The following is a 23,277-nucleotide window of genomic DNA, read 5'->3' as shown; positions in this document are numbered from 1 at the left end:
AAAGCAAGGCCCGTTGCAACTGCTCGATCAAGAACCTCAACTGCGCGGTTCCTGGGCCGATGTCGACGGATGCAGGATCTTGTCGACGCAAGGAACGGTGCACCGTGACGGACGTGGCAGCCAGGGGCGGTGGATGGCTGGCCGACCGCACCATCCGGACCAAGATCCTGCTCGCGTTGACGGCCATGGCGCTCACCGCGGTCATCACCGGCGCGTCCGCGTTGTCACGGATGGCCGCGATGGACGACAAGGTCAGCCAACTGCACGCCGTGAACGTCCGGCAGCTAGTCCTGCTCGGCGACATCCGCGGCGCCCAATCGCTGATCAACCACAATGCGGCCGTGCAGGGCAACGCCAACGGTGATCCACAACTCATCCAGGCCGCCCAGCAGGGCACCGCGGCGGCGATCCAACAGCTGAACACCGCCCTCGACGCCTACCTGAAACTCCCCAGGAGCGCCGCCGCACAGCGAACCGTCGATGAGTTCACCTCGCTCTGGCAGCAGTTCACCGGCGCCATCGCCGCCATCGCCGCCGGCCGACCGCCAACGATCGACTTCGGCAAGGTCGTACCCGGGATGGAGGCCGCCGTCGCCGCACTGGCGCAGCAACAGGCCGCCGACGCCGACGCCGCGGTGCGGGACGCCCATACGCAGCACTCCAAAGCCCGGCTCGAGGTCCTGCTCACCCTGCTCATCGGCCTGGCCGTCGCCGCCGCCCTCGCCCTGTACGTCGCCGCGTCGATCACCAGACGGCTCACACCGGTCGTCGCCGCCATGGATGCGGTGGCCGCGGGCGACCTGTCCACGACCACACCCGTCGGCGGGCGGGACGAGATCGGCACCATGGCCGATGCGGTCAACCGAGCTACCGCCAGTGTCCGCGAGACGGTCACCGCGCTCGCCCGCAGCGCCGAACTGGTCGCCCGCAGCTCCAACCAGCTCGACACCGTCACCGCAGGCGTCGCCGGCAGCGCCGAGTCGGTCTCCGCCCGCGCCCGCGACGCCGACCACACCGCCGCCCAGGTCTCCGGCAACGTGCAGACCGTCGCCGCCGCTGCCGAGCAGATGTCCGCGTCGATCCGCGAGATCGCCCGCAACGCCAGCGAAGGCGCCCGCGTCGCCGGACAGGCCGTCACCGTCGTCAGCACCACCAACGAGACCGTCTCCAAACTCGGTCAGTCCTCCGCCGAGATTGGCAATGTCGTCAAGGTGATCACCGCCATCGCCGAACAGACAAACCTCCTGGCGCTCAACGCCACGATCGAGGCGGCCCGCGCCGGCGAGTCCGGCAAGGGCTTCGCCGTGGTCGCCTCGGAGGTCAAGGACCTGGCGCAGGAGACGGCGCGCGCCACCGAGGACATCGCCACTCGCGTGCGCACCATCCAGGCGGACACCGAGAGTGCCGTCGCCGCGATCGAGCAGATCAGCCTGATCATCGGCGAGATCTCGCAGTACCAGACGACCATCGCCTCCGCCGTCGGTGAGCAGACCGCCACCACGAGCGAGATGACTCGCAATGTCGGCGAGGCGGCCGGCGGCGCGCAGACCATCGCCGCCACCATCGCCGAGGTCTCCGCCGCTGCCGAGGAGACCAGCCGCAACGTCGCCGTCGGCCGCGAGGCAAGCGGCGAACTTGCGGGCCTCTCCCACGAGCTGCAAAGCCTTGTCGCACGATTCAAGCACCGGTAGGCCCGCGGGCGCGCGAGCACAGCGGCGACGCCGCGGCCACTCCCGTCCGGCCAAACCGACGTCAGGCCGGAGGCCGGCCTCAGCGGTCACGGGCTCCAACTCGGATCCGCGGTGCCGGACTCGAGCTCCGCAGCGCCTGGCTGTCAGTCACGAGCCGGGTCGTGCTGACCGGCGCGTCGGGCTGCGCGGCGCTCGACTTCGTGCGCCTGGCCTGAGGCAACCTATCCGACTGTTCCACCGCTGGTTGCCGACACTGTAAGCCGCGTCGTAGCCCCCGCTGCGGCGCGGCCCCTACCCTCCGGGTGCACGTCTTACCTGGAGGACATACAGCTCATGAAACCCATAACTGTCGCGCTCGTCGGAGCGCTCGCGCTCGCCTCCCTGGCGGGCTGCGAAACCTCGGTCACCACCACCGGCACGCCGGCCTCGGCCCGGGCGGTCAACACCGCCCTGCCCCCGCCGGAGGCGCTCGCCAAGTCGGTCAAGGCGCTCGGCACCACCGCGTTCAACGTCGCCGTCAAGCAGGGCGTCATGACCGGCGGCGGCCGCGTGGACCCGGCCGCGGGCAAGGCCGTGCTCTCCATGGGCGGCAACGTCGACCTGGGCGCCGGCGTCGGCGTCACGCGCCTCTCGCTCGGCTACACGGTGCTCGCGCCGGAGCTCTACATCAAGGCCGACTTCGGCGACACCCTCAACGAGCACTACGGCATGGACCCGACGACCTGGATGCACGTGGACCGCGCGAAGCTCACCGGCAACGCGCTGCCGCTCTCCGAGGACGGCAAGCTGGACGTCGGCATCACCGAGCTGCTGTCGGGCACGGCGGACGTGCAGCGCACGGACAAGACGCACTACACCGGCACGATCGATGTGTCGGCGGTGCGGGGCTCCCTGGCCCCGACGCAGGACTCGGTGCAGAAGGCCGGCGCGAAGGCCAAGGCGATCCCCTTCAAGGCGACGCTCGACGAGGAGGGCCGCCTGACCGTGTTCACCATCGACGGGGCCTCCATCGATGAGGATCTCGCGATGGAGCTGACCTTCACGGGGTACGGCTCGATCGACCCCGTCACCGTCCCGGCCGGCGCCATCGAGTGCCCGGCCTCGGTGTACGAGCTCATCGGCTGAGCCGCTTCAGCCCGCGGCGCCGGCCCCTCAGTCCGGCGCCGCGGCCGTTGCACGCTACGGCCCGTCTGATCCACACCATGGCATGAGCAACAACCTCTCCCCACGAGCGGGGCACAACAGCAGGCGCGACCTCGGCGCAGTCGTCGCGCTGTGCAACGCACTGGCCGCCGCGATCGGCGCCGTGTACATCGCCACCACCTCGGCCGTGGCCACGGCCATCGCCGCGGCATCGGTCACCGTCACGGCAATCCTCGCGCTGCGCCGCCGGTACCGGTGACAATGGCCACGCAGCGCCTCCGCCCGGCTCCGGCATCCCGGCACACCTGTCCAGAGAGGCGGGATCAGTGACTTGGACAGCGAATGCGAGGACTTCGACAAGTTTTTCCGAACCCAGTATCCGCGGCTCGTGAAACACCTGATGACGCTGGGCACGGGCTCCGAGGAGGCGAAGGACGCGGCATCGGAGGCGATGATCGAGGCGTATCGGCAGTGGGACACGATCGACTGCCCGGCGGCCTGGGTGCGGGTCGTCGCCCGGCGCACGGCCGCTCACAACGCCGAACGGGACCGGGAGGGACTGCGCCGGTCCGTCGTCTCGCACCTGGCCACCGTCGCCGGCCGGGCACTGCAGGAGCCCGCCTTCCTCGAGGAGGACCAGCGGACCGTCCTGAACCTGCTCGCCTCGCTGCCCGCGCGGCAGCGGACTGTCATGGCGTGGCATCTCGACGGGTTCACTCCCGAGGAGACGGCCCGGCACCTGGGCATGCGCCCGGCGACCGTCCGTTCCCATCTCCGACACGCACGCCGCGGTCTCGCCGAGGCGGCCGTCGAGGCCGGGATCTATCCTCCGCGGCCGCAGGAAGGATCGCGATGACGGCGTACGAGCCCGACCAGCGTTTCGACGCGTGGCTGCGCAGCGTCGACGACCGTCTGGTCGACGCGACCGAGTCCAGCATCGACGTCGATGCCGCTCTGGCGCGGGTCAAGCGGGGCGCCGGCGGTGGCCCGGCCGAGCCGGTCCGGCGGGAGCGCGCGCTCGCGATCGTCGCGGGCCTGACCGCGCGACAGCAGCGCATCCTGGAGTTCGTGCGGGACTCGACCGAGCGCAACGGCTACCCGCCGAGCGTCCGGGAGATCGGCGAGGCGGTCGGGCTGGTTTCGCCGTCGAGCGTGGCCTACCAGCTCAGGGAGCTCGAACGGAAGGGGTACCTGCGTCGTGACCCGGACCGGCCGCGCGCGGTGGGGTTGCGCGGGCCGGCCGTCGAGGCCACCGGGCGGGCGCCGGCCGGGACGTCGTCGGTCGCCGTGCCGTTGGTCGGCCGGATCGCCGCGGGCGGACCGGTGCTCGCCGAGGCGACGGTGGAGGGGTTCGTAACGCTGCCACGCAGCCTCGTCGGCGACGGGACGCTCTTCGCGCTCACGGTGACGGGCGACTCGATGACCGACGCGGCGATTCACGACGGCGATGTGATCGTGGTGCTGCCGCAGGCGCAGGCGGACGATGGGGAGACGGTGGCGGCGATGCTCGACGGTGAGGCGACCGTCAAGGTGTACCGGAAGCGGGACGGGCACGTGTGGCTCATGCCGCGCAACCCGGCCTACGCCCCCATCCCGGGCGACGACGCCACTATTCTCGGGAAGGTCGTGGCGGTGGTCCGGCGCGGATGAGCGAGGCTGCCCGCGGTCACCTGACCGCGGGCAGCAGGTGCTCGCGCAGGAGGGGGGCGAGCTCGACGGTGGCGGGGCGGGCGGGGTCGAGCCAGTAGAGCTCCTCGATCTCCGCCAGCGCCTCGACCGGCCCGGACAGCGGGGCGGTGTAGACGTCCGCGTCGACGGTGAAGCCGGCCTCGTTCGCGGCGGGGGCCTCGAAGCGGCCCACGTGCCCGAGCGCCGACGGGTCCACGCGCAGGCCCAGCTCCTCGGCCAGCTCGCGCACCAGGGCGTCCGCGGCGGCTTCGCCCGGCTCCAGCTTGCCGCCCGGCTGCATGAAGACGCTCGTGCCGCGCTTGCGCACGAGCAGCCAGCGGCCGTCGGGATCGCGGAGCACGGCGGCGACGATGCGGAGCACTGGCACGCGACGAGACTATCCCGCGCGGGCCGCAGTCAGGCCGGGTGGCCCGCCACGGCCGGCGGGCGGCTCACGCGAGGGCGCCGTGCAGGAACAGGTCCACGAGCTCGGCGGCGGTCACGTCCGGCGCGAGCGGCGAGCGGCCCCGGGCGAAGAGCAGGCCCAGGAACACGTCCGCCGCGACCTCGGCGGGGATGCGCAGCCGATCCCGTTCGGGTTCGAACAGCTCGGCGACGGCCGCCTTGGTGGCGGCCTGCGACGCCTCGCGGCCGGGCGCGCCGGCCGGCGGGGTGCGGTGCAGGGGCCGGCCGGTCGAGGCGAGCGCGCCGAGCACCGCGCCCATCCGCCCGAGGTGGCCCTGCAGCGCCTCGGCCGCCTCGACGAGCCGGTCGGCCAGGGGCTGCTCGAGCGAGATCGTCTCCAGGTGGCTCAGCAGCTGCGCGGGGTCGAGCGCGCGCGCGATGCACGCCTGGATGAGCTCGTCCTTGTCGGTGAAGACGCGGAAGATCGTCGCCTCGCCGATGCCCGCGGCGCGGGCGATCTGGGCGGTGGTGACCTGGCTGCCGTGCTCGGCGACCAGGGGCAGCGCGGTCTGCAGGATCATCTCGCGGCGCTGCTCGGTGCTCATGCCCGGCGCGCGCCGCCGCGGGGCGCTGGGTTCCGTCATGCTCGCAACGGTACGGAGTGAGTACTCACTCCGTCAAGCGAGGTATTGCCCGATGTGTATACCCTCGGGGTCTGTCCGGACGCGGGGGAGGCGTGCGATGCGGTATCTGCGGGGACTGCTGGCCGCCGCGGTCGTGGCGGGCGCGGGCGGGCTGTGCTTCTGGGCCGGGCACATCGGCGCGTCGAGCTGGTGGCGCGGGGCCGCGACCGTGGTCATCGGGCTGGTCGCCTGGCTGATCCCGACCTTCGTCGTGGGGCTGATCGTGACCGGCGACGGCGAGGCCGGCTGCGTGATGTACTTGCCGGCGCTGCTGCTCGTCGGCGCGCTGATCTGGCTCGTGGCCATCGACATCGAGGTGCGCACCGGCCAGTGGCAGGCGGTCACGGTCATGGACACGCGGTGCGTGTCCACGGACAGCGGGTGCGCCTGGCAGTACCGCGTGAGCGACGACAGGACCGAGAGCGACCTCGGCTGGATCCCGTGCGGCGATCGCGGCCTCGGCCCCGGGGACCACACCCGGCTGCACGTCGACCCCGCGGGAAGGCACCGGTCCAGCCTGGAGCCGTGCGCGTTCACCTCGCCCGGCTGGACCACGGGCCTGCGCGTGGTCGAGGGCCTCTGGGTGCTGACCATGCTCGTCGCGTTCGGCGCGGCCGTGTTCACCGAGGACTTCGGCTGACCGGTTGACACGCCGGAAGTATCGACGTACAACAATGTGAGAGCGCTCTCACGAACCCCGCCCGGGCCGGCCGCCAGCGGTCCGGGCGGGGCTCACACCCTCCGGATCCGGCGCAGCACCGTCCACTGCGGCTCGAACGTGAAGCCGAGTGACTCCTTGGCCTCGCGTGCCCCCTTGCCCGCCAGCACCATCGGCCGCCCGGCGTCGAGCAGGAACTGCAGCTGCCGGCTGAACTGGTCGAACCACAGCCCGGTGCGCCGGTCGCCGAGCGGGGGAGCCGCCCACGGGCCCAGCAGCGGCGCCACCGGATGGTCGAACATCGCCGCCGCCGCGATCAGGGCGCCGCCCGGTTCCCGGTACGTCAGCACGCGCACCTCCGGCAGCGCCATCATGGTCTCGAACAGCCGCGGCGACCACATGCGCAGCGGCGGCCAGCGCACGGTGTGGTTGCGCCGGGCCGCGTCCGCGCTGAGCCGGTGCATCTCGGCCAGGTCGACGCGGGCCTCCTCGCGGGGGCCGAACCAGACCACCGTGTCCGGGTCGGCGTCGATGCGCCGCAGCAGCCGCCGCTGGTCGCCCCGGCGGGACTTGCTCAGCGTGCCCAGGTACCCCTCGTAGCCCCCGCCCCGGTTGCGCAGCACGGCCACGGGCGCCCCGGCCCGCACGAGCGTCACGCCCGGCAGGAAGACGGGCAGCTCGTCGCGGTACACCTGGCGATAGGCGATCGCGGGCACCCTGGGCCCGAACTCGGCCCGCACCGCCCGCTCGAACGCGAGCACCGCCTCGCCCAGCAGCCCCGGCCCCGGCCGCCCGGCCGGGTCGAGCGTCCCCGGCAGCCCGTCCGGCAGGCCCAGGCCCGGCAGCGCGCCGATCGCCGGGTGCTCGACGTCGGCCACCCCGCCGAGCACGCGCCGCCGCCCCAGCCCGTGGACGCGGGCCCCGGCCAGGCCGATCGGGCGCCCGCCGTCGCGGAACACGCCCGCGATCACGCCGCCGCCGCGCTCGGCCGCGATCGTGTGGATCACCGGCCAGTCCCACAGGTGGTGCAGGTTCGCGTGCTTGACGGCCTCGGCCCAGCCCGGCGGTGGGGCGGGGGAGAGGGGGTCGGCGAGCTCGAGGACGAGTCCGGTGACGGATGCGGATGCTTCAATGGCGGCATGCGTGCTCGCACCGTGGCCCTGCTGCTCGCCGGACGCGGGGCCGGGCGGCTGGCCCAGTACGGCGCCGGATTCGCGCTGCTGGCCGTCTGGGGCCCGGACCGGTTCGCGGGCTACGCGGCGGCCGTCGGCGTCGGGCTGTGGGCGTTCGCCCTGGCCGCCACCGGCGTCGAGCGGTCCGCGCTCGTCACGCTTCAGCCCGTCGCCGCCGGTGACCCGGTCCCGGCCGAGCGGCGGGCGCTGGAGGGGATGTTCGCCGCGCTCGGCCTGCTCCCGTTCGCGCTGTCGCTGGCGGCGTGTGCGGCGGCCGGGCTGGTGGAACCCGGCGGCCCGGCGGTCCGCTACGCCGCCGGGATCGCCTTCATGACCGGCACCGGCGCCCTGGCCGTGCTCGTCGCCCTGCTCCGGCTGCGCGGCCGCCCCGGGGCCGACCCGGCCGCCTACGCCGTGCTGTCCGTCGCGTACGGCGCCGCCGTCGCCCTCGCGGCCCTGGCCGGCCTCGGGGTCGGCGGCGTGCTCGCGTTCCTCATCGCCGTCACCGCCGCGATCGTGGCCGTGCTGCTGCTCGTGCTGCGGCCCATCGGGCGCGGGTTCGGGCGCGCGGCCGTCGTCGCCGCCCTGCGCACCGCGGGGCTGTTCGCCGCCGGCGACGTGCTCGGCAACGCGGCCGTCTCCGTGCTCTACGCCGAGCTGGCCGCCCTCGCCCCCGCCGCCCAGGGCAGCCTGCTGTACGTCGGGCTGACCGTCTCCGTGGCGCTCGGCGCGCTCAGCAACTACGTCCTGCGGCTCTGGCAACCTGCGATCCTCGTCTGGTTGGCGGCCGGCCCGGCCTCGGCGCCGGTCCGGCTGCGGCGCGGGCTGGTGATCGCCGGGGCGGCCGGGCTCGTCGTGACCGTCGCCGCCGGCCTGGCGGGCAACGTGGTCGTCGCGCTCGCGGTGGAGATCGTGACGTTCCTGGCGGTCTCCGGCGCGGCCTTCGTGATCGAGAGCATCGACGACCGGGCCAGGCTGAACTCCGCGCTGAGCGCCCTGGCCGGGCTCGGTGTCGTGGCCCTCGCCGGCCTGCTGCTCGTTGCGTCCGGCGGCGCGGCCGGCGCGCTGGTGGCGATGGCGGCCGGCTGGCTGGCGCGGGTGCCGTGGCTGTTCACGGCGGCCCGGCCGCGGACCCCGGCGCCCCGGGCCGAAATCGGGAGCGCACCAGGCGAGCCTTCCCGCCCGGCGTGAGCTCGAGGCGGTCGATGCGCCGGAAGTGCAGCGGCAGGTCGAAGCCGAGCAGGTCCCGCAGCATCCCGCGCACGCCGTCGCACACCTCGTCGAAGCCGAGCCCGGCCGCCGGGTCCAGCTGCAGCGAGACCGTCACCTCGCCGGCCTCGTCCTGGCGCACCGAGAACTCGGCGATGCCGGGCTGCTTGAGGGTCACCGCCGCGAACGCGCCGAAGTAGACGACGGTGCCGTCGCGCAGCACCAGGCTGTCCTCGATGCGCCCGTCGAGCAGGCGCATCCGGCCGAACCGGCTCCCGCACGGGCACGCGCCGGGCACCACGGCGACGCGGTCGTCGATGCGGTACCGCACCAGCGGCATCGCCCGCTCCCGGAAGTGCGTCACGACCGCCACGCCGGGCGTCCCGGGCGGCACCGGGCGCCCGTCGGCCGGGTCGACCACCTCGAACACGACCCGGTCGGCGTCGACGTGCATGGACCCGTGCCGGCACTCGGTGGCGATGGTGAGCACCTCGAACGCCGAGTACTCGTCGCGCACCGGCACCCCGAAGCCCTCGCTGAGCAGCGCCCGCGTCTCGGCCGTGAGCAGCTCCGACTCGCTGAGGATCAGCCGCAGCGAGCGCCGCAGCCGGGCCAGCTCCTCGCCGGTCAGCTCGCGCAGCACCGCGCGCAGCATCACCGGATAGCCCATGAGCACGCCGGGCCGCAGCGCGAGGATCGCCTCGGCGAGCTCGCGTTCGGGCAGCCCCGCGTGCACGACGGTGCGCCGGAAGACCCCGAAGCGCTGGAACCAGCGGCTCGGCCGGGGGAACGGCTTCAGGTGCGCGATCGTCCACCAGGGCCGGCAGCCGGCCCGCAGGAACCGGCGCAGCAGCGTGGCACCGTGGTAGCCGTAGGCGCCGGCGTCGTGGCGCACCCGTAGCACCGAGCCGGTCGACCCGGCCGTGGTGTCGGTCTGGAACCAGCCGCGTTCGGGGGCGTGGAAGCGCTCGGGGTCCGCGCGGACCTGGGCCTTGGTCACGATCGGCAGCCCGGCGAGGTCCGGCAGCCGACGCAGCGGCCCGGCGTAGGCGGGGTCGCGGTAGTGCGCGACATCCGCCCGGGCCGCGGCGAGCATCGCGTTGACCCCGGCGAGCTGCCGCCGCTCGATCGCCGCGGCCGACCGCCGCGGGGCGATCAGCGCGGCGGCGGCGTACAACAGCTCGCGAACGGCCACCGCGGCACCCTGGCTCATGCGATCCATCGCAGTGATGATCGCCGTCGATATCAAGAGCGCGGTCGTGTTTCCGACCCAAACGATCGATCAGAGCGACCATGCTCGATGGCATGCCCCTGCGCCGTGGGTCAAGTCTTGACAGAACCGGCGACTCCAACCCATCGATGACGCTTGACTCGTCCGTTGGGTTGTGTGCATCTTTGACGGAACCTGAGCGTTTTCCTTCGACATCGGAGCCGCCACCGATGAAACGCCGCCTCCTCGCCGGCCTGACCGCCGCCGGGCTCCTCCTCGCGCTCGCGCCCGCGCTCCCCGCCGCGGCCGCGCTGCCGGACTACACCACCGCCGAGGCCGGAAACCCCTTCGCCGACGGCTGGTACGCCGACCCGGACATCGCCATCTACAACAACACCTACTGGGTCTTCCCGACCACGTCGAAGAGCTACGCGGAGCAGACCTACCTCGACGCCTTCTCCAGCACCGACCTCGTCACGTGGACCAAGCACAGCAACATCCTCACGACCGCGAACGTCTCCTGGGCGTCCTACGCGGTGTGGGCGCCGGCCCCGATCGCCCGCAACGGCAAGTACTACCTGTACTTCGGGGCCAACGACATCCAGAACAACTCGGCCCTCGGCGGCATCGGCGTCGCCGTGGCCGACAACCCGGCCGGCCCCTACCGCGACGCGCTGGGCAAGCCGCTCATCGGGCAGTACTACAACGGCGCCCAGCCCATCGACCAGGACGTCTTCGTCGACGACGACGGGCAGGCCTACATCTACTACGGCGGGCACGGCCACGCCAACGTCGCCCGGCTGAACGCCGACATGACGAGCATCGGCACCTTCCCCGACGGCAGCACCTACAAGGAGATCACGCCGTCCGGGTACACCGAGGGCCCGCAGATGTTCAAGCGCAACGGCAAGTACTACCTGATGTGGTCCGAGGGCGGCTGGACCGGCCCGGACTACTCGGTGTCCTACGCCATGTCGAGCTCGCCGACCGGCCCGTTCACGAAGCTGGACAAGGTCCTCGCGCAGGACCCGGCGGTCGCGAAGGGCTCCGGGCACAACTCGGTCGTCAACGTACCGGGCACCGACACCTGGTACATCTTCTACCACCGCCGCCCGCTGAGCGAGACCGACGGCAACCATCGCCAGCTCGCCTACGACCGGATGACCTTCAACGCCGACGGCACCATCCAGCGCGTCACCATGCGGGTCAAGGACAACTTCGCCGACGGCAACGCCTTCGGCTGGAAGACCTACGGCGGCAGCTTCGCCGCGGTCGGCGGCCGCTACGAGGCCGGCAGCTCGCTGGGCGGCAAGGCGTTGCTGGACACCAACTTCGGCGACTTCACCTACGACGCCGACGTGACCGTCACGTCCGGCTCCGGCGACGCGGGCCTGGTGTTCCGGGCCACCGGCGCGGCGAACGGCACGGACGCGTACAACGGCTACTACGCCGGGATCAGCCCCGCCGGCCGGGTGGTGCTCGGCCGGGCGGCGAACAACTGGACCCAGCTCGGCACGGCGAACCTCACCGTGGCGGCCGGCACGACCTACCACCTGCGCGTGACCGCGATCGGATCGTCGATCAAGGTGTACGTCGACGACATGGCCAATCCGAGGATCTCCGTCACCGACGCGACCTACGCCTCCGGCGCCGACGGCGTGCGGGTCTTCAACGCCGCGGCCGCCTTCGACAACGTGGCCGTCGGCGCGCCGACCGGCCCCGGGACGAACCTGGCCCAGGGCCGCCCCGCGACCGGCTCGACGCCGTGCGCGGCGTCGGAGGGACCGGAGAAGGCGGTCAACGGCAGCGTCTCCGGCGGCAACTCGGACAAGTTCTGCTCGTCGGTCGCGGGCCCCTGGCTGCAGGTCGACCTCGGCGCGACGAAGAGCATCACCCGCTTCGAGGTCGCGCACGCCCAGGCCGGCGGGGAGGCGGCGGCGTACAACACGAAGGCGTTCACCATCGCGGTCTCCGTCGACGGCACGACGTGGACCCAGGCCGTGAACGTCACGAACAACACGGCCGCGAACACCACGCACCCGGTCAGCGGGGTCTCCGGGCGGTACGTGCGCCTGACCGCCGGCACCCCGACCCAGGGTGCCGACGGCGCGGCGCGCATCTACGAGCTGCGGGTCTTCTAGCGCGGATGGCGGTGCACGGCGTGGACGCCGGCGGGGCTCGTGGGCAGGCCGTCGAGGAGGTTCTCGAGGCGCTTGACCATCGGGTCGTCGGCGTCCGCGTCGTAGTCGTCGGGGCGGGTCAGGTCGCGGCCGGGGCGCACCCGGGCGGCGCGCAGCAGCAGCGTGCCGGCCACGGCGACGGCGAGGTTCACGAGCAGGGCGACGATCCCGACGTACACCGGCCAGCCGCCGATCGTGGTGATCGAGCCGCCGAAGTGCGCCTTGGCGATCGTGCCGCCGGGGCCGGCCTGCGGGATGCGGTACAACATGACCACCCCGGCCGCGAGCCCCGCCACCAGCCCGGCGATCAGCGCCAGGCGGTGGAACCAGTTGGTCAGCAGGCCGATGAAGCCGGCCGGGATGGTCTGCAGGATGATGACCCCGCCGATCAGCTGCAGGTCGACGGAGAACGCCGGGTCGAGCAGCAGGATGCAGCCGACCGCGCCGATCTTCACCACCAGCGACGTCCAGCGGCTGACCCGCGCCTCCTCCGCCGGGGTGGCGGCCGGGCGCAGGTAGGCGCGGTAGATCGAGCGCGTGAACGCGTTCGCGGCGGCGATGGACATGACCGCGGCCGGGATGAGCGCGGCGATGCCGAACGCGGCCAGCGCGATGCCCGACGACCACGGCGGGAAGAGGCCGTGGAACAGCTGCGGCATCACGGTGTTCAGGTCGCGGCCGACCGGCAGCACGCCCTGCGAGAGCGCGAAGAAGCCGAGCATCGCCATGAGCCCGAGCACCAGGCAGTAGATCGGCAGGGCGGCGGCGTTGCGCTGCACCGTCGAGCGGTCCTTGGCGGCGAGCATGGTGGTCAGCGCGTGCGGGTACACGAAGATCGACAACGCGGAGCCGATGACCAGGGTGAGGTACGCGCTCTGCCCGGCCGACCCGCCCAGCAGCAGCCCGTCCGACGGGTTCGGGGTCGCGGCGAAGTGCGCCCCGGCCCGCTTGAACGACTCGCCCCAGCCGCCGTTCATGGCCACGATGAGCAGCGCGGCGACGACCACCCAGCCGAGCAGCACGTCCTTGGCGATCGACAGCAGCGCGGGCGCGCGCAGGCCGGAGCGGAACGTGCACAGCGCCACGACGGTGACCGCGGCCAGCAGCGGCCACTCGCCGGCCAGCCCGACCGTCTGCAGCACCGCCTGCAACGCGCTGAGCTGCACCGCGATGTAGGGCATGGTGGCCGCGATCCCGGTCAGCGCGACGGCCGCGCCGAGTCCGCGGGAGCCGAACCGGGCCGCGGTGAACTCCCCGGGGGTCACGAACCCGTGCCGGTGCGCCACCGACCAGGCCCGCGTGGTGAAGATGAACGACAGCGGGGTGGTGATCGTCGCGAACGGGATGGCGAAGAAGCCCATCGCGCCGACGCCGTAGGTGAGGGCGGGGACGGCGACGAACGTGTACGCGCTGTACATGCTCCCGCCGAGCAGGAACCACGTCGTCCAGTTGCCGAACGCCCGCCCGCCGACGCCCCACTCCTCGAGGCTGTGGATGTCGCGCGGCCGGCGCCAGCGGGCCGCGCCGATGCCGAGCAGCAGCATCGCGCCCATGAGCCCGGCGAAGACGACGGACTCGACTCCGCCGCTCACCGGTCGAACTCCCGGCGGCGGTTGCGCAGGTGCACGGTGGCGAGGATCAGCATCGCCAGCAGGACGCAGGCCATCTGGTACCAGTAGAAGAACGGCACGCCCCACAGCATCGGGGTGGCCCGGTCGTACAGGGGTGTGAGCAGCGGCGCGATCGTCGGTACGGCCAGTAACCAGTAGCCGGAGCGGCGGCGTCGGGCAGGCGGGGCCATCGAGCCTCCTTGCATGGACGGATCCCGGGGTGTGGCGCGATGGTACTGGCAAGTAACTTCGCGCGACACCCCGTCCGGCTCACCGGCGCAACGCCCGCCCCGCCCCCGCGATCACCGTCGTCGCCAGGACCCACCCCGCGGCCATGATCGCCACCGCGACGGCCTTGTCCGGGCCGGTCGGGTTCCAGGCGTGCTCGTGCCCGAGATCCACCAGCGGCACCAGCAGGTCGAGGGTGTAGAGCAGCGGATCCCAGCTCGGCCCCTCGCCCGGCTTGACCGGCGCCAGGGGGCCGCTGTGCGCGAACCACGCCGCGCCCCCGCCGAGCACCGCCAGCAGCCACAGCAGGGCACGCGCCGGACGGTAGCCGAAGCCGATGGTCGCGTCCTGCACCGCGCCCCACACCGCGCCGAGGCGCCCCATCGCCCGGTGCCGCAGCCGCTCCCGTTCCCGCAGCACCTGCCGCGCCTCCTGCTCCCGGCCGTCGCGGCGCAGGGCGGCCGCCAGCTGGTCGTAGGGCCCGGGCGCGAACGACGGGTCGTAGCGGGCCATCCAGGCCAGCCGCTCGCGGGCGGTCCAGGCCGTCGCGTCGTTCGAGCGGCGGCTGATCCGCTCGTACGTCAGCCCGGCGAGCTCGATCGCGCACGCCCGCGGCCAGCCGGCCGGGTCGTCGACGAGCCGGCCCACGTGCGCGTCGCGCAACACGACGGTCCCGGCCGACGACGGGTCCGGGCGCAGCGTCAGCATCGCCGTCTGGGCCTCGATGAGCAGCAGCGCGTACCCGTCCGGCGCGCGCAGCACCGTGCGCTGCAACGTGATCGCCGCGCCCGCGCGCAGCCCGATCAGCATCACGGTGCCCTCGGCGACCAGCTCGTGGGCCCACAGGCCGCCGCCGAGGACCGCCCCGCTCGCCGCGATCGCCGTGCCGCCCGGCTCCGGCGCGTGCGCGGTGCACTGGGCGAGGTTGAGGTCGCCCGCGATGCGCGCGCCGTCGAGGCGGACGCCGCACGCGTACGACGATCCGTGCCCGAGCCGGGCGTCGCCCTCGACCACGGCCCGCTGCAGGTTGACCGCCCCGCCGAAGGACGTGCCGGACAGGTCCAGCGCCCCGTCGACGCGCACGTGGTGCAGCCAGGCCTCGCCCGCCACGGTCGCGCCGCGCATCCCGAACCAGCGCCGCACCCGCAGCGACTCGGCGTCGAGCGACGGCAGCGTCCCGCCGTCGAGGTTCACCGAGCCCAGCTCGGCGTGATCGAGCACGATCGGCTGCTCGAACGTGCAGTCGCGCAGCCGCAGCGGCGCGCCGACACGCGCCCCGGTCAGATCCAGCCGTCCGGTGACGCGCGCGCCGGACAGGTCGACCCGGGCCGTGCGCCCGGCGCGGGCCGGCGGCCCGTCGAGCAGCAGCTCGGCGATGAGCGCGGCCGGCACCGCGGCGCCGCGGGCGTCGAAGGGCAGGCCGGCACGGAAGGCGGCGCGGACGAGGCGGCTCACTCTCACGAGGGAGCCGGACCGCTCTTGTCGGCGATGCGGCCACCCGGGCCGCGGCGACAGCATCGACGCATGTCCAAGACCATACTGGCGATCGCCGTCTGGGCCGTCGTCGTGGGGCTCGGCCCCGGCTTCGGCGGCCTCGCCGTGCCGGTGCTCGTCGCCGCGGGCTCGTCCCTCCACAGTGGACCGCGAGCCGCCGGTAGCATTGCCCGGGTGATCGACCTGGACCACGATGCGCCCCGAAGACCGGGGCAGCTGCGACGGCCTTTGCCGCGGCTGGCGATCGTGGTCGCGACGGCCCTGCTCGCGGCGTCGCCCGCGGCGCCGGCGCGCTCGCCGGCGTTCGCCCGCACCGTGCCGAACCGCTGCGCCGTCGACACCTATCACGTGTTCGGCACCTGCACATCGTGACATTTGCCGCGAACGTGGGCGAGACCGGACCCGGCGGCGGCCGGGCCCGCACGATGTCAGGCGGAGAGCAGGCCGCCGTCGACGATCACGGACTGTCCCGTCAGGTAGGCCGAGCCCGGACCGAGCAGGTACACGATGAGGGCGGCCACCTCCTCCGGATCGCCCTGCCGGCCCAGGGGCACGCGCGCGACGATGCCGTTCAGGGCGGCCTCGGTGTCGGCCTGCGCGTGCCAGTACGGATCGTTGAACGGGGTGTCGATCCACCCCGGGCACACGCTGTTGACGCGAATGCCGCGGCCCGCGAGCTCGACCGCCAGCGACCGGGTCAGGCTGACGAGGGCGCCCTTGGACGCGGCATAGGCGAACGTGCCGGGGCTGCCGCGGTGGGCCGCGGTCGAGCCCGTGAACACGATGCTGCCGCGGGTCTCCGCCAGCGCCCCCACGGCTGCCTGGGCCAGCAGGTACGGGGCCCGCACGTTCACCGCCATCGTCGCCTCCCACGCCTCGAACGCGAAGTCCTCCAAGGGGGCGACGACGTGCAGGCCGGCGGTCACGACCACGTGGTCGAGCCGCTCGAAGGCCGCCAGGGCGGCGTCCACGGCGGCCTTCGGCGCGTGCCGGTCGGTCAGGTCGTGGTGCCCCACGGCGATCCGCCCCGGGGCCTCCTGCGCCGCCACCTCCCGCGCCGCCGGGTCGTTGACGTCGGCCAGGTAGACGTCGGTCCCGGCGGCGCGCAGAGCCCGGACGGTCGCCCGTCCGATGCCGGTGGCGCCGCCGGCGACCAGCGCGACGGTCACTCGCCCGCCACCGCGTAGGCCCGGTAGTTGGCCGATCCCGGCCCCGCCGCCCGGTTCTTCACCACGGCCGCCGCGCGGTAGACCGCCGAGCTCGGCGTGGCGTCGCGGACGGCGGCCGGGACGTCGCCGCCCTTCGCGTCCGCGGCGGCCAGGGCGTCGAGGATCCGGGCGAGGAACTGGGGCAGGTCGTTGGGCAGCTGGGCGGTGATGAGGCTGCCGTCGACCACGACCGCCTCGTTGCGCCAGTCGCCGCCGGCGTGGATGACGTCGTCCTTGATGACGGGGACCGACGTGACGGCCCGCCCCCGCACGATGTCCGCCGTCGCCAGCAGCCAGCCCGCGTGGCAGATCGCCGCGACCGGGGCGGCCCGCTCGTGCAGGGCACGGACGAACGCGACGAACCTCGGCTCCCGGCGCAGGTACTCGGGGGAGAAGCCGCCGGGCACGATCACCGCGTCGAAGTCGTCGGGCGACACGTCCGCGATGCCGACCTCGGCCACCGCCGGGTAGCCCAGCTTGCTGGCGTACACCTCGCCGGCGCGGGCGCCGACGATCGTGACCCTCACGCCGGCCTCGCGCAGCCGCAGGACCGGGTACCACAGCTCCAGCTCCTGGTACAGGTTCTCGGCCAGGACGGCGACTCGAGCCTTCTGCAGTTCCATCCAGGTCCTCCGTCAGACCGCGATCGACAGGATGCGTCGGGGGTTGTGAATCATGATCTGGTCGAGCTGTTCGTCGGTGACGCCCTTGGACTTCAGGCGCGGGACCCAGCTGGTGAACATGTAGTTCAGGTTGACCTTTTCGTTCTCCAGCTGCGGGTCGGACTCGGTGACCGTCGCCCGGGGGTTGAAGAACCAGCGGTCGAACGACAGGACGATGCGATCCAGGTAGCCGTCCCCGATGAGCTCGACGAGGGCGTCGGCCATCGCCTCGTCCAGCTCCTCCGCGCTGCTGACGCGCCAGGGAATGCCGATGTGGTCCAGCTGGACGTTCGCGCCCATCTCGAGGATCTCGCGCATCATGGCGACCTGGGGCGGCACGAAGGCGTGGCCGATGATCACCTTGGACAGGTCCATGCCGACCTCGTCGAGGATCTCCAGCTGCTCGCGGCCGGGGTTCGTGACCTCGAAGTCCATGGGGTCGATGTGGGTGTTGATGCCGCAGCCGGTCGCCATGGCCGCCTTGCCGGCCGCCCGGATCACGCGGTCCTCCACCTCGTGGACGTGGCGGCCGTACGCGCCGACCGGGCTCGGCTTGGGAAAGACGCTCTCCTGGCCGGTGGCGATCTTGATGGCGCCGGCCTTGTAGGGCGTCTGCTGCCAGGCGAACACCATGCCCTCGGTGAGGTCGCGCACGAAGAACTCGGTGAGCTCCTCGACGGTCTGCCGGCGCCAGTAGTACGGCACGCCCATGCGCTCCGGGAAGAACCCGGTGATCGCCACGACGTTGATGCCGGTGCGCCGGGCGACGTCCACCATGAACTGCGGGTGGCGGCCGACCTCGGGCGGGGTCATGTCGATGAGCGTGCGGTACCCGTTGGGCAGCATGCCGTCGACGATCTGGCCGCTGACCCGCTCGACGGCGGCGGGGTGGTCGAACACGGTCCGGTGGTCAAGCTCGGCCCCGGGGTAGCCGTAGAGCAGGTGCTCGTGGGTGAGGATGCGGCCCGACTCCTCGGCCGGGACGTCACCGAGCACGGTACGGAAGATCTGCATGACGAACGCTCCTTCGACGTCGACGAGCGGCGGCTCAGCCGGCCAGCTCGGTCCGCAGCCGGGTGAACAGGGATGGAAGGGCGTCGGCGTCCGCCGCGACGCGGTCGGGATCGACGTCGAGGACGAGCTCCCGGACCAGGTGGGCGCCGGAGCCGCTCGCGAAGACGGGCACCTCCGCCGCGCGCAGCCGCCGCAGGAGCGCCACCTGCTCGTCGCTGACCGCGGGGCGGCCGGTCACGGTTCCCGGCACGACCAGGGCGTCCACGTCCCCGGCCACGACCTCGTCCGGGGCGGTGTCCCCGAGGACCGGGTAGCCCAGGTGGCTCTCGCACGGACCCGCTCCGGGACCGACGACCTTGACCTGCGCCCCCTCCTCCCGGGCGCGCAGGACCGGGTACCAGAACTCGAGCTCCTGGTAGTCGTCGAAGGCGAAGACGACGATCGAACGGTTGGACAACGTCATGAGGGAGTGACCTGGCCTCTCGAGAGAACTGGTCTACTAAAAGAACCAGTTGCAGTTTGCCACACGGTGGATCGGCGGGGAAGGTCGTCAGGAGTCCGGCCGCGCCCCGGTGAACCGGCCGAGTGCGTAGGACGCGGCTCCGAGCAGTGCCGCGTCCTCGTCGTCGCCGACGTGGTGCAGCTGCGTCCGGGCCCAGTGCGGCCGGGCGCGGTCCCAGTGCGTGCGCACCGCCCGGCCGAACCACGTGTCCGGGGCCAGGGGCGCGCCGGCCAGGACGATGTGGTGCGGATCATGCGTCGCGACGATCGTGCGCAGGCCGGCGGCCAGGGCGGCCGCGGAACGGTCGAGCACGCCGGCCGCCCGGTCGTCGCCGTGCTCGGCGGCGTCGCGCAGGTCCCCGGCGTGCAGCACGCGTCCGCCGCGGGCGCGGGCGGCGAGCAGGGGGCTCGACCCATGCTCCGCGAGCGCGTTCGCGGCCTCGGCCAGGACCCGCCCGGAGACCAGCGCCTCGAGGCAGCCCGTGCCGCCGCAGGGGCAGCGGGGGCCGCCGGCGTCGATCACCATGTGGCCGAAGTCGCCGGCTCCGCCGAGCCCGGTCTCCAGCGAGCCGTCCCTGATCACCGCGCCGCCGATGCCGGTGCCCATGGTCAGGACGCAGGTCGTCCCGTGCGGCCAGCGCGCGGCCACGCCCAGCGCCGTGGCCTGCGCGTCGTTGAGCAGGTAGGTGGGCAGCGGCAGGTGCGGGCGCAGGGCGGCCGCGACGTCGGTGCCGTCGGTGAAGCCGAGGTTGAGGGCGGTGCCGACGACGCCGTCCTGGACCACGCCCGCGAGGCCCACGCCCACCGCGGCCGGCGCCTGGGCGAGCCCCGAGGTGGTGCGCAGGACCATGCCGGCGACGGTGGTGTACTGCTCGGCCAGTCTCGGCGGCTTGGCGCGACGGTCCTTGCGCACGACGCGCCCGGCCGACACCGCCGCCACCCTGATCCAGGTCCCGCCCCAGTCGACGGCGGCCACGAGGGTGTCGCGGCCGCCGCCGGCCGCGGTGTCAGGCAACGCTGCCCGGCCGGTACTCGCCGGCCACCGAGAACAGGCACGAGGCCGGCTCGTGGCTCATGTTGTAGAACGAGTGCCGCGTGCCGGCCGGAATGCGCAGCCCGTCCCAGGGGTCCAGCTCGACCCACTTCTTCGTGCCGGTCAGCTCGACGTGCAGGTTGCCCGACTCGACGAAGATCACCTTGTCGGCGCCGTGGCTGTACACGTCGCTGCGCTGGCCGCCCAGGAACGACATCTTCCCGGCGGTGAGGTGCTCGGTGCTGGCCAGGATGCCCACGAGGATCTCGCGGCCCCGGGTGGAGCCCTCCATGCGCCAGAGGATGTCGGCCTCCCGGATCATCCAGGTCGTCCGCTCGCGCGGGGTGTCGCGGGCCATCGGCCAGTTGCCGAGCAGCTCGTCCTGGCCCTGCTTCGGCGGGCCGTCGAGCGGCGGCTGGGCCCGCGCGTAGGCGCCGCCCGTGCCCGCCTTGGGCGCCGGCTGGAAGAACTCGAGCATCCGCAGCTGCACGTCGCTGTGGTTCCACTGGTAGTGCCAGGTGTCCTTGCGGAAGAAGATGGCCTCGCCCGGATTGACGACGAAGACCTCGCCGGTGACCGGGTTGCTCTGGACCATGCGCCCCTCGAGCACGTAGAAGAGCTCGTCCGCGCCGAAGACGGTCGGGTGCTCGGGCGAGGAGATCGCGGAACCGTTCGGTGGCATGCCGACGATGTTGAGGTTCATCGTCGCGTCGTCGGCGTAGAACCAGTCGCACAGCCGTCCGGTGGTCTCATCGCCCCACGTGCGCCGCTCGAGGTCCCGGTACCGGAGGATCTGCGGCTCACGGATGCTCTCGTCTGTCATGTCGCCCTCTCGTGAGGCTAACTGGTCTATATTCTAGACCAGTTTGGAGGATCGGTCCGGACGTGTCAATCGATTCGGCCCGCGCGGCGAGGGCGTTAGGATGCAGCGCACACGAACGAACCAAGGAGTGGCTGCCGTGGTGAAGGCGCTCGACCTCAAGGTCTCCCCGGCCCGGGTGGAGGGCCGCAACAACGCGGTCGAGGCCTACCGGGTCCTCCAGGAAGCGCTGACCGTCGGGCAGTTCCCGGCCGGCACCCGGCTGCCCGGCGAACGCACCCTGGCCGCCGAGCTGGGGGTCAGCCGGGTGACGCTGCGGCAGGTGCTCAGCGCCCTGGCCGACGCCGGACGGATCGTGCCGTCGCCGCAGCGCGGCTGGTTCGTCGCCGAGAACCGGCTCGTGCACGAGCCCAACCGGCTGCGCGGGCTCAGCGAGGTCGCCCGCGAGCGCGGCATGGCCGTGTCGGCCCGGGTCCTGCGGGTCACGGTTCGCCCGGCCACCCTGGCCGAGGCGGAGGTCCTGGGCATCGGCTCCGCCCAGCCGGTGGTGGACCTGCGCCGGGTCAGGTTCCTGGACGGGTCGCCGCTCAGCGTCGACCACTCCTGCCTCGACGCCGCGAGGGTCCCCGGCCTCGAGGACGTCGACTTCACCGGCCAGTCGCTCTACGACGTGCTGCGCGACCGGTACGACATCACGGCCAGCCGGTGCGACTACGAGCTCGCGGCGGAGGCGGTCAAGGCGCGCGAGGCCAAGCTGCTCGGCCTCGCGCCCGGCGATCCGGTGCTGGTCGGCTACCAGAAGACCTTCGACCAGCACGACCGGTGCTTCGATGTGGGCCGCCAGCTGTACCGCGGGGACGCCTACCGGTTCCAGGCATCCCTGTTCCGCTTCTAGCCCGTCATCCTCTACCCCTTCATCGCGCCCGAGGCCATGCCCTGCATGAGCCGCTTCTGCACCACGAGGAAGAAGATCACCACGGGGATCGTGAAGATCACGCTCGCCGCCATCACGCCGCCCCAGTCGGTGTAGTAGCTGGAGAAGTACTGCTGCAGGGCGACCGGGAGCGTCTCGATCGCGGGCCGCTGCATGAACGTCGCCGAGAACATCAGCTCGTTCCACGACGTGATGAACGCGTAGACGGAGCTCGCGGCCAGCCCCGGCCACGCCAGCGGGAACACGATCGACCACACGGCGCGCAGCCGGCTCGCCCCATCGACCAGCGCGGCCTCCTCGAGCTCGAACGGGATCTCCACCACGAACGAGCGCAGCATGAAGGTGCACAGGCCCACGGTCAGGGCCAGGTGGCTCAGGGTCAGCCCCTGGAACGTGTTGAGCAGGCCGGCGTTGCGGAACAGCGTGAACAGCGGGATGACGAGGATCGTCTGCGGCAGCAGCTGCGTGACGAGGATGACGACGGTGAGGATGTGCCGGGTCCGCAGCCGGTAGCGGGCCAGCGCGTACCCCGCCAGCAGGGCGATCAGGCCGGTCAGCACCGTCGTGGCCACGGCGACGACGAGGGAGTTGCGGAACTGGGTCGGGATGTTGCCGTCGAGCAGGTGCGTGTACCGCTGCACGGTCGGTGACGTGACGATGAACCGGGGGCTGCGGGTGAACAGCTGGCTGTCGGGCTTGACCGACGTGACCAGCATCCAGAAGAACGGAAACAGGCTGCTCACCACGATCACCGCGACGAGCAGGAACAGCGCGCCGCGGCGCAGCAGAGACGTCATCGGGCGTCCTCCCGGTTGAGCCGGACGTACAGCACGCTCACCGCGGCCAGCATGAGGAACAGGACCACGGCCATGGCCGCGGCGGAACCCTGGTCGAGCTGGGCGAAGGCCTCGAGCCAGGTCAGCAGGGACAGCACCTCGGTCGAGTGGTCCGGGCCGCCGGGCGGTGTGGTCATCACCAGGAAGTGGTCGAAGGACTGGTACGCCCAGATGGTCGAGATCGTGGTCATCACGACGAGCAGGGGCCGGATCATCGGCAGCCGGATGCGGCGCAGGATCTGCCAGGCGCTGGCGCCGTCGACCCGGGCCGCCTCCACCACCTCGCCGTGGGTGCCGCGGAGCCCGGCGAACAGGGAGACCGCCACGAAGGGCACCGAGTGCCAGACCACGGCGACCGTGATGGCGACCATCGCCGGCGTGCCGGTGCTGAACCACGAGTAGCCGTCGAACGAGTCGAGGCCGAACCAGTGCACCAGCAGCCAGTTGACCACGCCGTACTGGTCGTCGAACATCCACTTCCAGACGATGCCCGACGCGACCCGCGGCATGGCCCACGGCAGCAGCACGATGACGCTGAGCACCCTGGCCGCGCGGGGTGCGGCGTCCAGGACCAGGGCGATGGCCAGGCTCAGCAGGATCGTGGTCGCGACCACCGCGACCGCGAACAGGGTGGTGCGCAGCAGGGCGGCCGTGTAGTTCGGGTCGGCGAAGATGTCGCGGTAGTTGCGCAGCCCGACGAACGGCCCGCTCTGCAGGTACTCGCCGTCGTGGAACGAGAGCCAGATCGTGCGGACGACCGGGTATCCGACCGCGCCGGCGATCACCGCCAGCAGCGGTGTCAGGAAACCCCACGGCAGGAATCGCCGCTCGAAGCCCCGCGGCCCGCGTGGTGAGCGCCGCTCGCGCGGCGCCCCCCGGGTGGCCGGGGACGCCGCGCGGCGGACTGTGGTCTTCACG

The 23,277-nt window shown here is 72.8% G+C and carries 25 protein-coding genes; 10 read left to right on the top strand and 15 right to left on the bottom strand.

The annotated features are described in order from the left end of the window. The first annotated feature begins 104 nt into the window (after positions 1-104). From AC6JBM_RS27545 to lexA, 5 genes are all read left to right on the top strand, one after another. Positions 105-1,691 carry a methyl-accepting chemotaxis protein gene (locus AC6JBM_RS27545; RefSeq protein WP_497976958.1) on the top strand — a complete coding sequence of 529 codons (1,587 nt, stop codon included), beginning with the start codon at positions 105-107 and terminating at the stop codon, positions 1,689-1,691. 333 nt (positions 1,692-2,024) lie between these two features. Further along, positions 2,025-2,816: a hypothetical protein gene (locus tag AC6JBM_RS27540; RefSeq protein WP_497976957.1), complete on the top strand. Its 792-nt coding sequence runs from the start codon at positions 2,025-2,027 to the stop codon at positions 2,814-2,816. 82 nt (positions 2,817-2,898) lie between these two features. Next, complete coding sequence (locus AC6JBM_RS27535; protein WP_497976956.1) at positions 2,899-3,093, top strand: hypothetical protein; 195 nt, start codon at positions 2,899-2,901, stop codon at positions 3,091-3,093. A 72-nt stretch (positions 3,094-3,165) separates the two neighbouring features. Further along, on the top strand, positions 3,166-3,690 hold the full coding sequence (locus AC6JBM_RS27530; protein WP_497976955.1) for a sigma-70 family RNA polymerase sigma factor: 525 nt from the start codon (positions 3,166-3,168) through the stop codon (positions 3,688-3,690). After that, positions 3,687-4,484, top strand: a complete 798-nt coding sequence (lexA, locus tag AC6JBM_RS27525; RefSeq protein WP_497976954.1) for a transcriptional repressor LexA — start codon at positions 3,687-3,689, stop codon at positions 4,482-4,484. Before AC6JBM_RS27530 ends, lexA begins: the two co-directional genes overlap by 4 nt. Positions 4,485-4,500: 16 nt before the next feature. Here the strand turns inward: lexA and AC6JBM_RS27520 are convergent, their stop codons facing one another. Together AC6JBM_RS27520 and AC6JBM_RS27515 are read right to left on the bottom strand one after the other, a co-directional pair. Next, positions 4,501-4,890, bottom strand: coding sequence for an NUDIX hydrolase (locus AC6JBM_RS27520; protein ID WP_497976953.1), 390 nt, complete (start codon positions 4,888-4,890; stop codon positions 4,501-4,503). A gap of 64 nt (positions 4,891-4,954) precedes the next feature. Further along, positions 4,955-5,551, bottom strand: coding sequence for a TetR/AcrR family transcriptional regulator (locus AC6JBM_RS27515; RefSeq protein WP_497976952.1), 597 nt, complete (start codon positions 5,549-5,551; stop codon positions 4,955-4,957). 97 nt (positions 5,552-5,648) lie between these two features. On the opposite strand from AC6JBM_RS27515, the gene AC6JBM_RS27510 reads away from it, so the two are divergent. Then, a complete protein-coding gene (locus tag AC6JBM_RS27510; protein WP_497976951.1) occupies positions 5,649-6,230 on the top strand; it encodes a hypothetical protein in 582 nt (193 codons plus the stop codon). Positions 6,231-6,322: 92 nt separating this feature from the next. Here AC6JBM_RS27510 and AC6JBM_RS27505 read toward each other — a convergent pair whose 3' ends face one another. Continuing rightward, positions 6,323-7,255 (bottom strand): GNAT family N-acetyltransferase, encoded by a 933-nt coding sequence (locus tag AC6JBM_RS27505; RefSeq protein ID WP_497976950.1) that lies wholly within the window; start codon positions 7,253-7,255, stop codon positions 6,323-6,325. 132 nt (positions 7,256-7,387) lie between these two features. On the opposite strand from AC6JBM_RS27505, the gene AC6JBM_RS27500 reads away from it, so the two are divergent. Continuing rightward, positions 7,388-8,611 carry a hypothetical protein gene (locus tag AC6JBM_RS27500; RefSeq protein WP_497976949.1) on the top strand — a complete coding sequence of 408 codons (1,224 nt, stop codon included), beginning with the start codon at positions 7,388-7,390 and terminating at the stop codon, positions 8,609-8,611. On the opposite strand, the gene AC6JBM_RS27495 is transcribed toward AC6JBM_RS27500, so the two are convergent. Beyond that, positions 8,532-9,851, bottom strand: coding sequence for a phenylacetate--CoA ligase family protein (locus AC6JBM_RS27495; protein WP_497976948.1), 1,320 nt, complete (start codon positions 9,849-9,851; stop codon positions 8,532-8,534). The genes AC6JBM_RS27500 and AC6JBM_RS27495 overlap by 80 nt on opposite strands. Positions 9,852-10,069: 218 nt before the next feature. On the opposite strand from AC6JBM_RS27495, the gene AC6JBM_RS27490 reads away from it, so the two are divergent. After that, positions 10,070-11,980 (top strand): family 43 glycosylhydrolase, encoded by a 1,911-nt coding sequence (locus tag AC6JBM_RS27490; RefSeq protein ID WP_497976947.1) that lies wholly within the window; start codon positions 10,070-10,072, stop codon positions 11,978-11,980. On the opposite strand, the gene AC6JBM_RS27485 is transcribed toward AC6JBM_RS27490, so the two are convergent. The 3 genes from AC6JBM_RS27485 to AC6JBM_RS27475 form a co-directional block, all read right to left on the bottom strand. Further along, complete coding sequence (locus tag AC6JBM_RS27485) at positions 11,977-13,572, bottom strand: sodium:solute symporter family protein (RefSeq protein ID WP_497986537.1); 1,596 nt, start codon at positions 13,570-13,572, stop codon at positions 11,977-11,979. The two genes, AC6JBM_RS27490 and AC6JBM_RS27485, sit on opposite strands and share 4 nt — an antisense overlap. A 35-nt stretch (positions 13,573-13,607) precedes the next feature. Next, positions 13,608-13,820, bottom strand: a complete 213-nt coding sequence (locus AC6JBM_RS27480) for a DUF3311 domain-containing protein (RefSeq protein ID WP_433087535.1) — start codon at positions 13,818-13,820, stop codon at positions 13,608-13,610. A gap of 79 nt (positions 13,821-13,899) precedes the next feature. Further along, on the bottom strand, positions 13,900-15,312 hold the full coding sequence (locus tag AC6JBM_RS27475; RefSeq protein ID WP_497976946.1) for a hypothetical protein: 1,413 nt from the start codon (positions 15,310-15,312) through the stop codon (positions 13,900-13,902). A 69-nt stretch (positions 15,313-15,381) separates the two neighbouring features. On the opposite strand from AC6JBM_RS27475, the gene AC6JBM_RS27470 reads away from it, so the two are divergent. Continuing rightward, positions 15,382-15,723: a hypothetical protein gene (locus AC6JBM_RS27470; protein WP_497976945.1), complete on the top strand. Its 342-nt coding sequence runs from the start codon at positions 15,382-15,384 to the stop codon at positions 15,721-15,723. A gap of 56 nt (positions 15,724-15,779) precedes the next feature. On the opposite strand, the gene AC6JBM_RS27465 is transcribed toward AC6JBM_RS27470, so the two are convergent. The 6 genes from AC6JBM_RS27465 to AC6JBM_RS27440 form a co-directional block, all read right to left on the bottom strand. After that, positions 15,780-16,520 (bottom strand): SDR family NAD(P)-dependent oxidoreductase, encoded by a 741-nt coding sequence (locus AC6JBM_RS27465; protein ID WP_497976944.1) that lies wholly within the window; start codon positions 16,518-16,520, stop codon positions 15,780-15,782. Continuing rightward, positions 16,517-17,182: a type 1 glutamine amidotransferase domain-containing protein gene (locus AC6JBM_RS27460; RefSeq protein ID WP_350615733.1), complete on the bottom strand. Its 666-nt coding sequence runs from the start codon at positions 17,180-17,182 to the stop codon at positions 16,517-16,519. Before AC6JBM_RS27460 ends, AC6JBM_RS27465 begins: the two co-directional genes overlap by 4 nt. Before the next feature lie 12 nt (positions 17,183-17,194). Then, the gene (locus AC6JBM_RS27455; RefSeq protein ID WP_497976943.1) at positions 17,195-18,235 is read right to left on the bottom strand and encodes a phosphotriesterase family protein; all 1,041 of its coding nucleotides are present in this window, start codon (positions 18,233-18,235) and stop codon (positions 17,195-17,197) included. Positions 18,236-18,269: 34 nt separating this feature from the next. Next, complete coding sequence (locus AC6JBM_RS27450; RefSeq protein WP_497976942.1) at positions 18,270-18,698, bottom strand: DJ-1/PfpI family protein; 429 nt, start codon at positions 18,696-18,698, stop codon at positions 18,270-18,272. An 87-nt stretch (positions 18,699-18,785) separates the two neighbouring features. Further along, positions 18,786-19,751, bottom strand: coding sequence for an ROK family protein (locus AC6JBM_RS27445; protein WP_497976941.1), 966 nt, complete (start codon positions 19,749-19,751; stop codon positions 18,786-18,788). Then, positions 19,744-20,592 (bottom strand): cupin domain-containing protein, encoded by an 849-nt coding sequence (locus AC6JBM_RS27440; protein WP_350615739.1) that lies wholly within the window; start codon positions 20,590-20,592, stop codon positions 19,744-19,746. Before AC6JBM_RS27440 ends, AC6JBM_RS27445 begins: the two co-directional genes overlap by 8 nt. A 136-nt stretch (positions 20,593-20,728) precedes the next feature. Here AC6JBM_RS27440 and AC6JBM_RS27435 point away from each other — a divergent pair, with 136 nt between their 5' ends. Next, positions 20,729-21,484: a GntR family transcriptional regulator gene (locus tag AC6JBM_RS27435; RefSeq protein ID WP_497976940.1), complete on the top strand. Its 756-nt coding sequence runs from the start codon at positions 20,729-20,731 to the stop codon at positions 21,482-21,484. A gap of 11 nt (positions 21,485-21,495) precedes the next feature. Here the strand turns inward: AC6JBM_RS27435 and AC6JBM_RS27430 are convergent, their stop codons facing one another. Together AC6JBM_RS27430 and AC6JBM_RS27425 are read right to left on the bottom strand one after the other, a co-directional pair. Continuing rightward, positions 21,496-22,320 (bottom strand): carbohydrate ABC transporter permease, encoded by an 825-nt coding sequence (locus tag AC6JBM_RS27430; RefSeq protein WP_497976939.1) that lies wholly within the window; start codon positions 22,318-22,320, stop codon positions 21,496-21,498. After that, positions 22,317-23,276, bottom strand: coding sequence for a carbohydrate ABC transporter permease (locus tag AC6JBM_RS27425; protein ID WP_497976938.1), 960 nt, complete (start codon positions 23,274-23,276; stop codon positions 22,317-22,319). Before AC6JBM_RS27425 ends, AC6JBM_RS27430 begins: the two co-directional genes overlap by 4 nt. Between the last annotated feature and the right edge of the window lies 1 nt (position 23,277).

The sequence above is a fragment of the Dactylosporangium thailandense genome (assembly GCF_059739745.1).
Note: the sequence above shows the minus strand (reverse complement) of the source record. Positions and strands in the feature narration are given on the sequence as shown.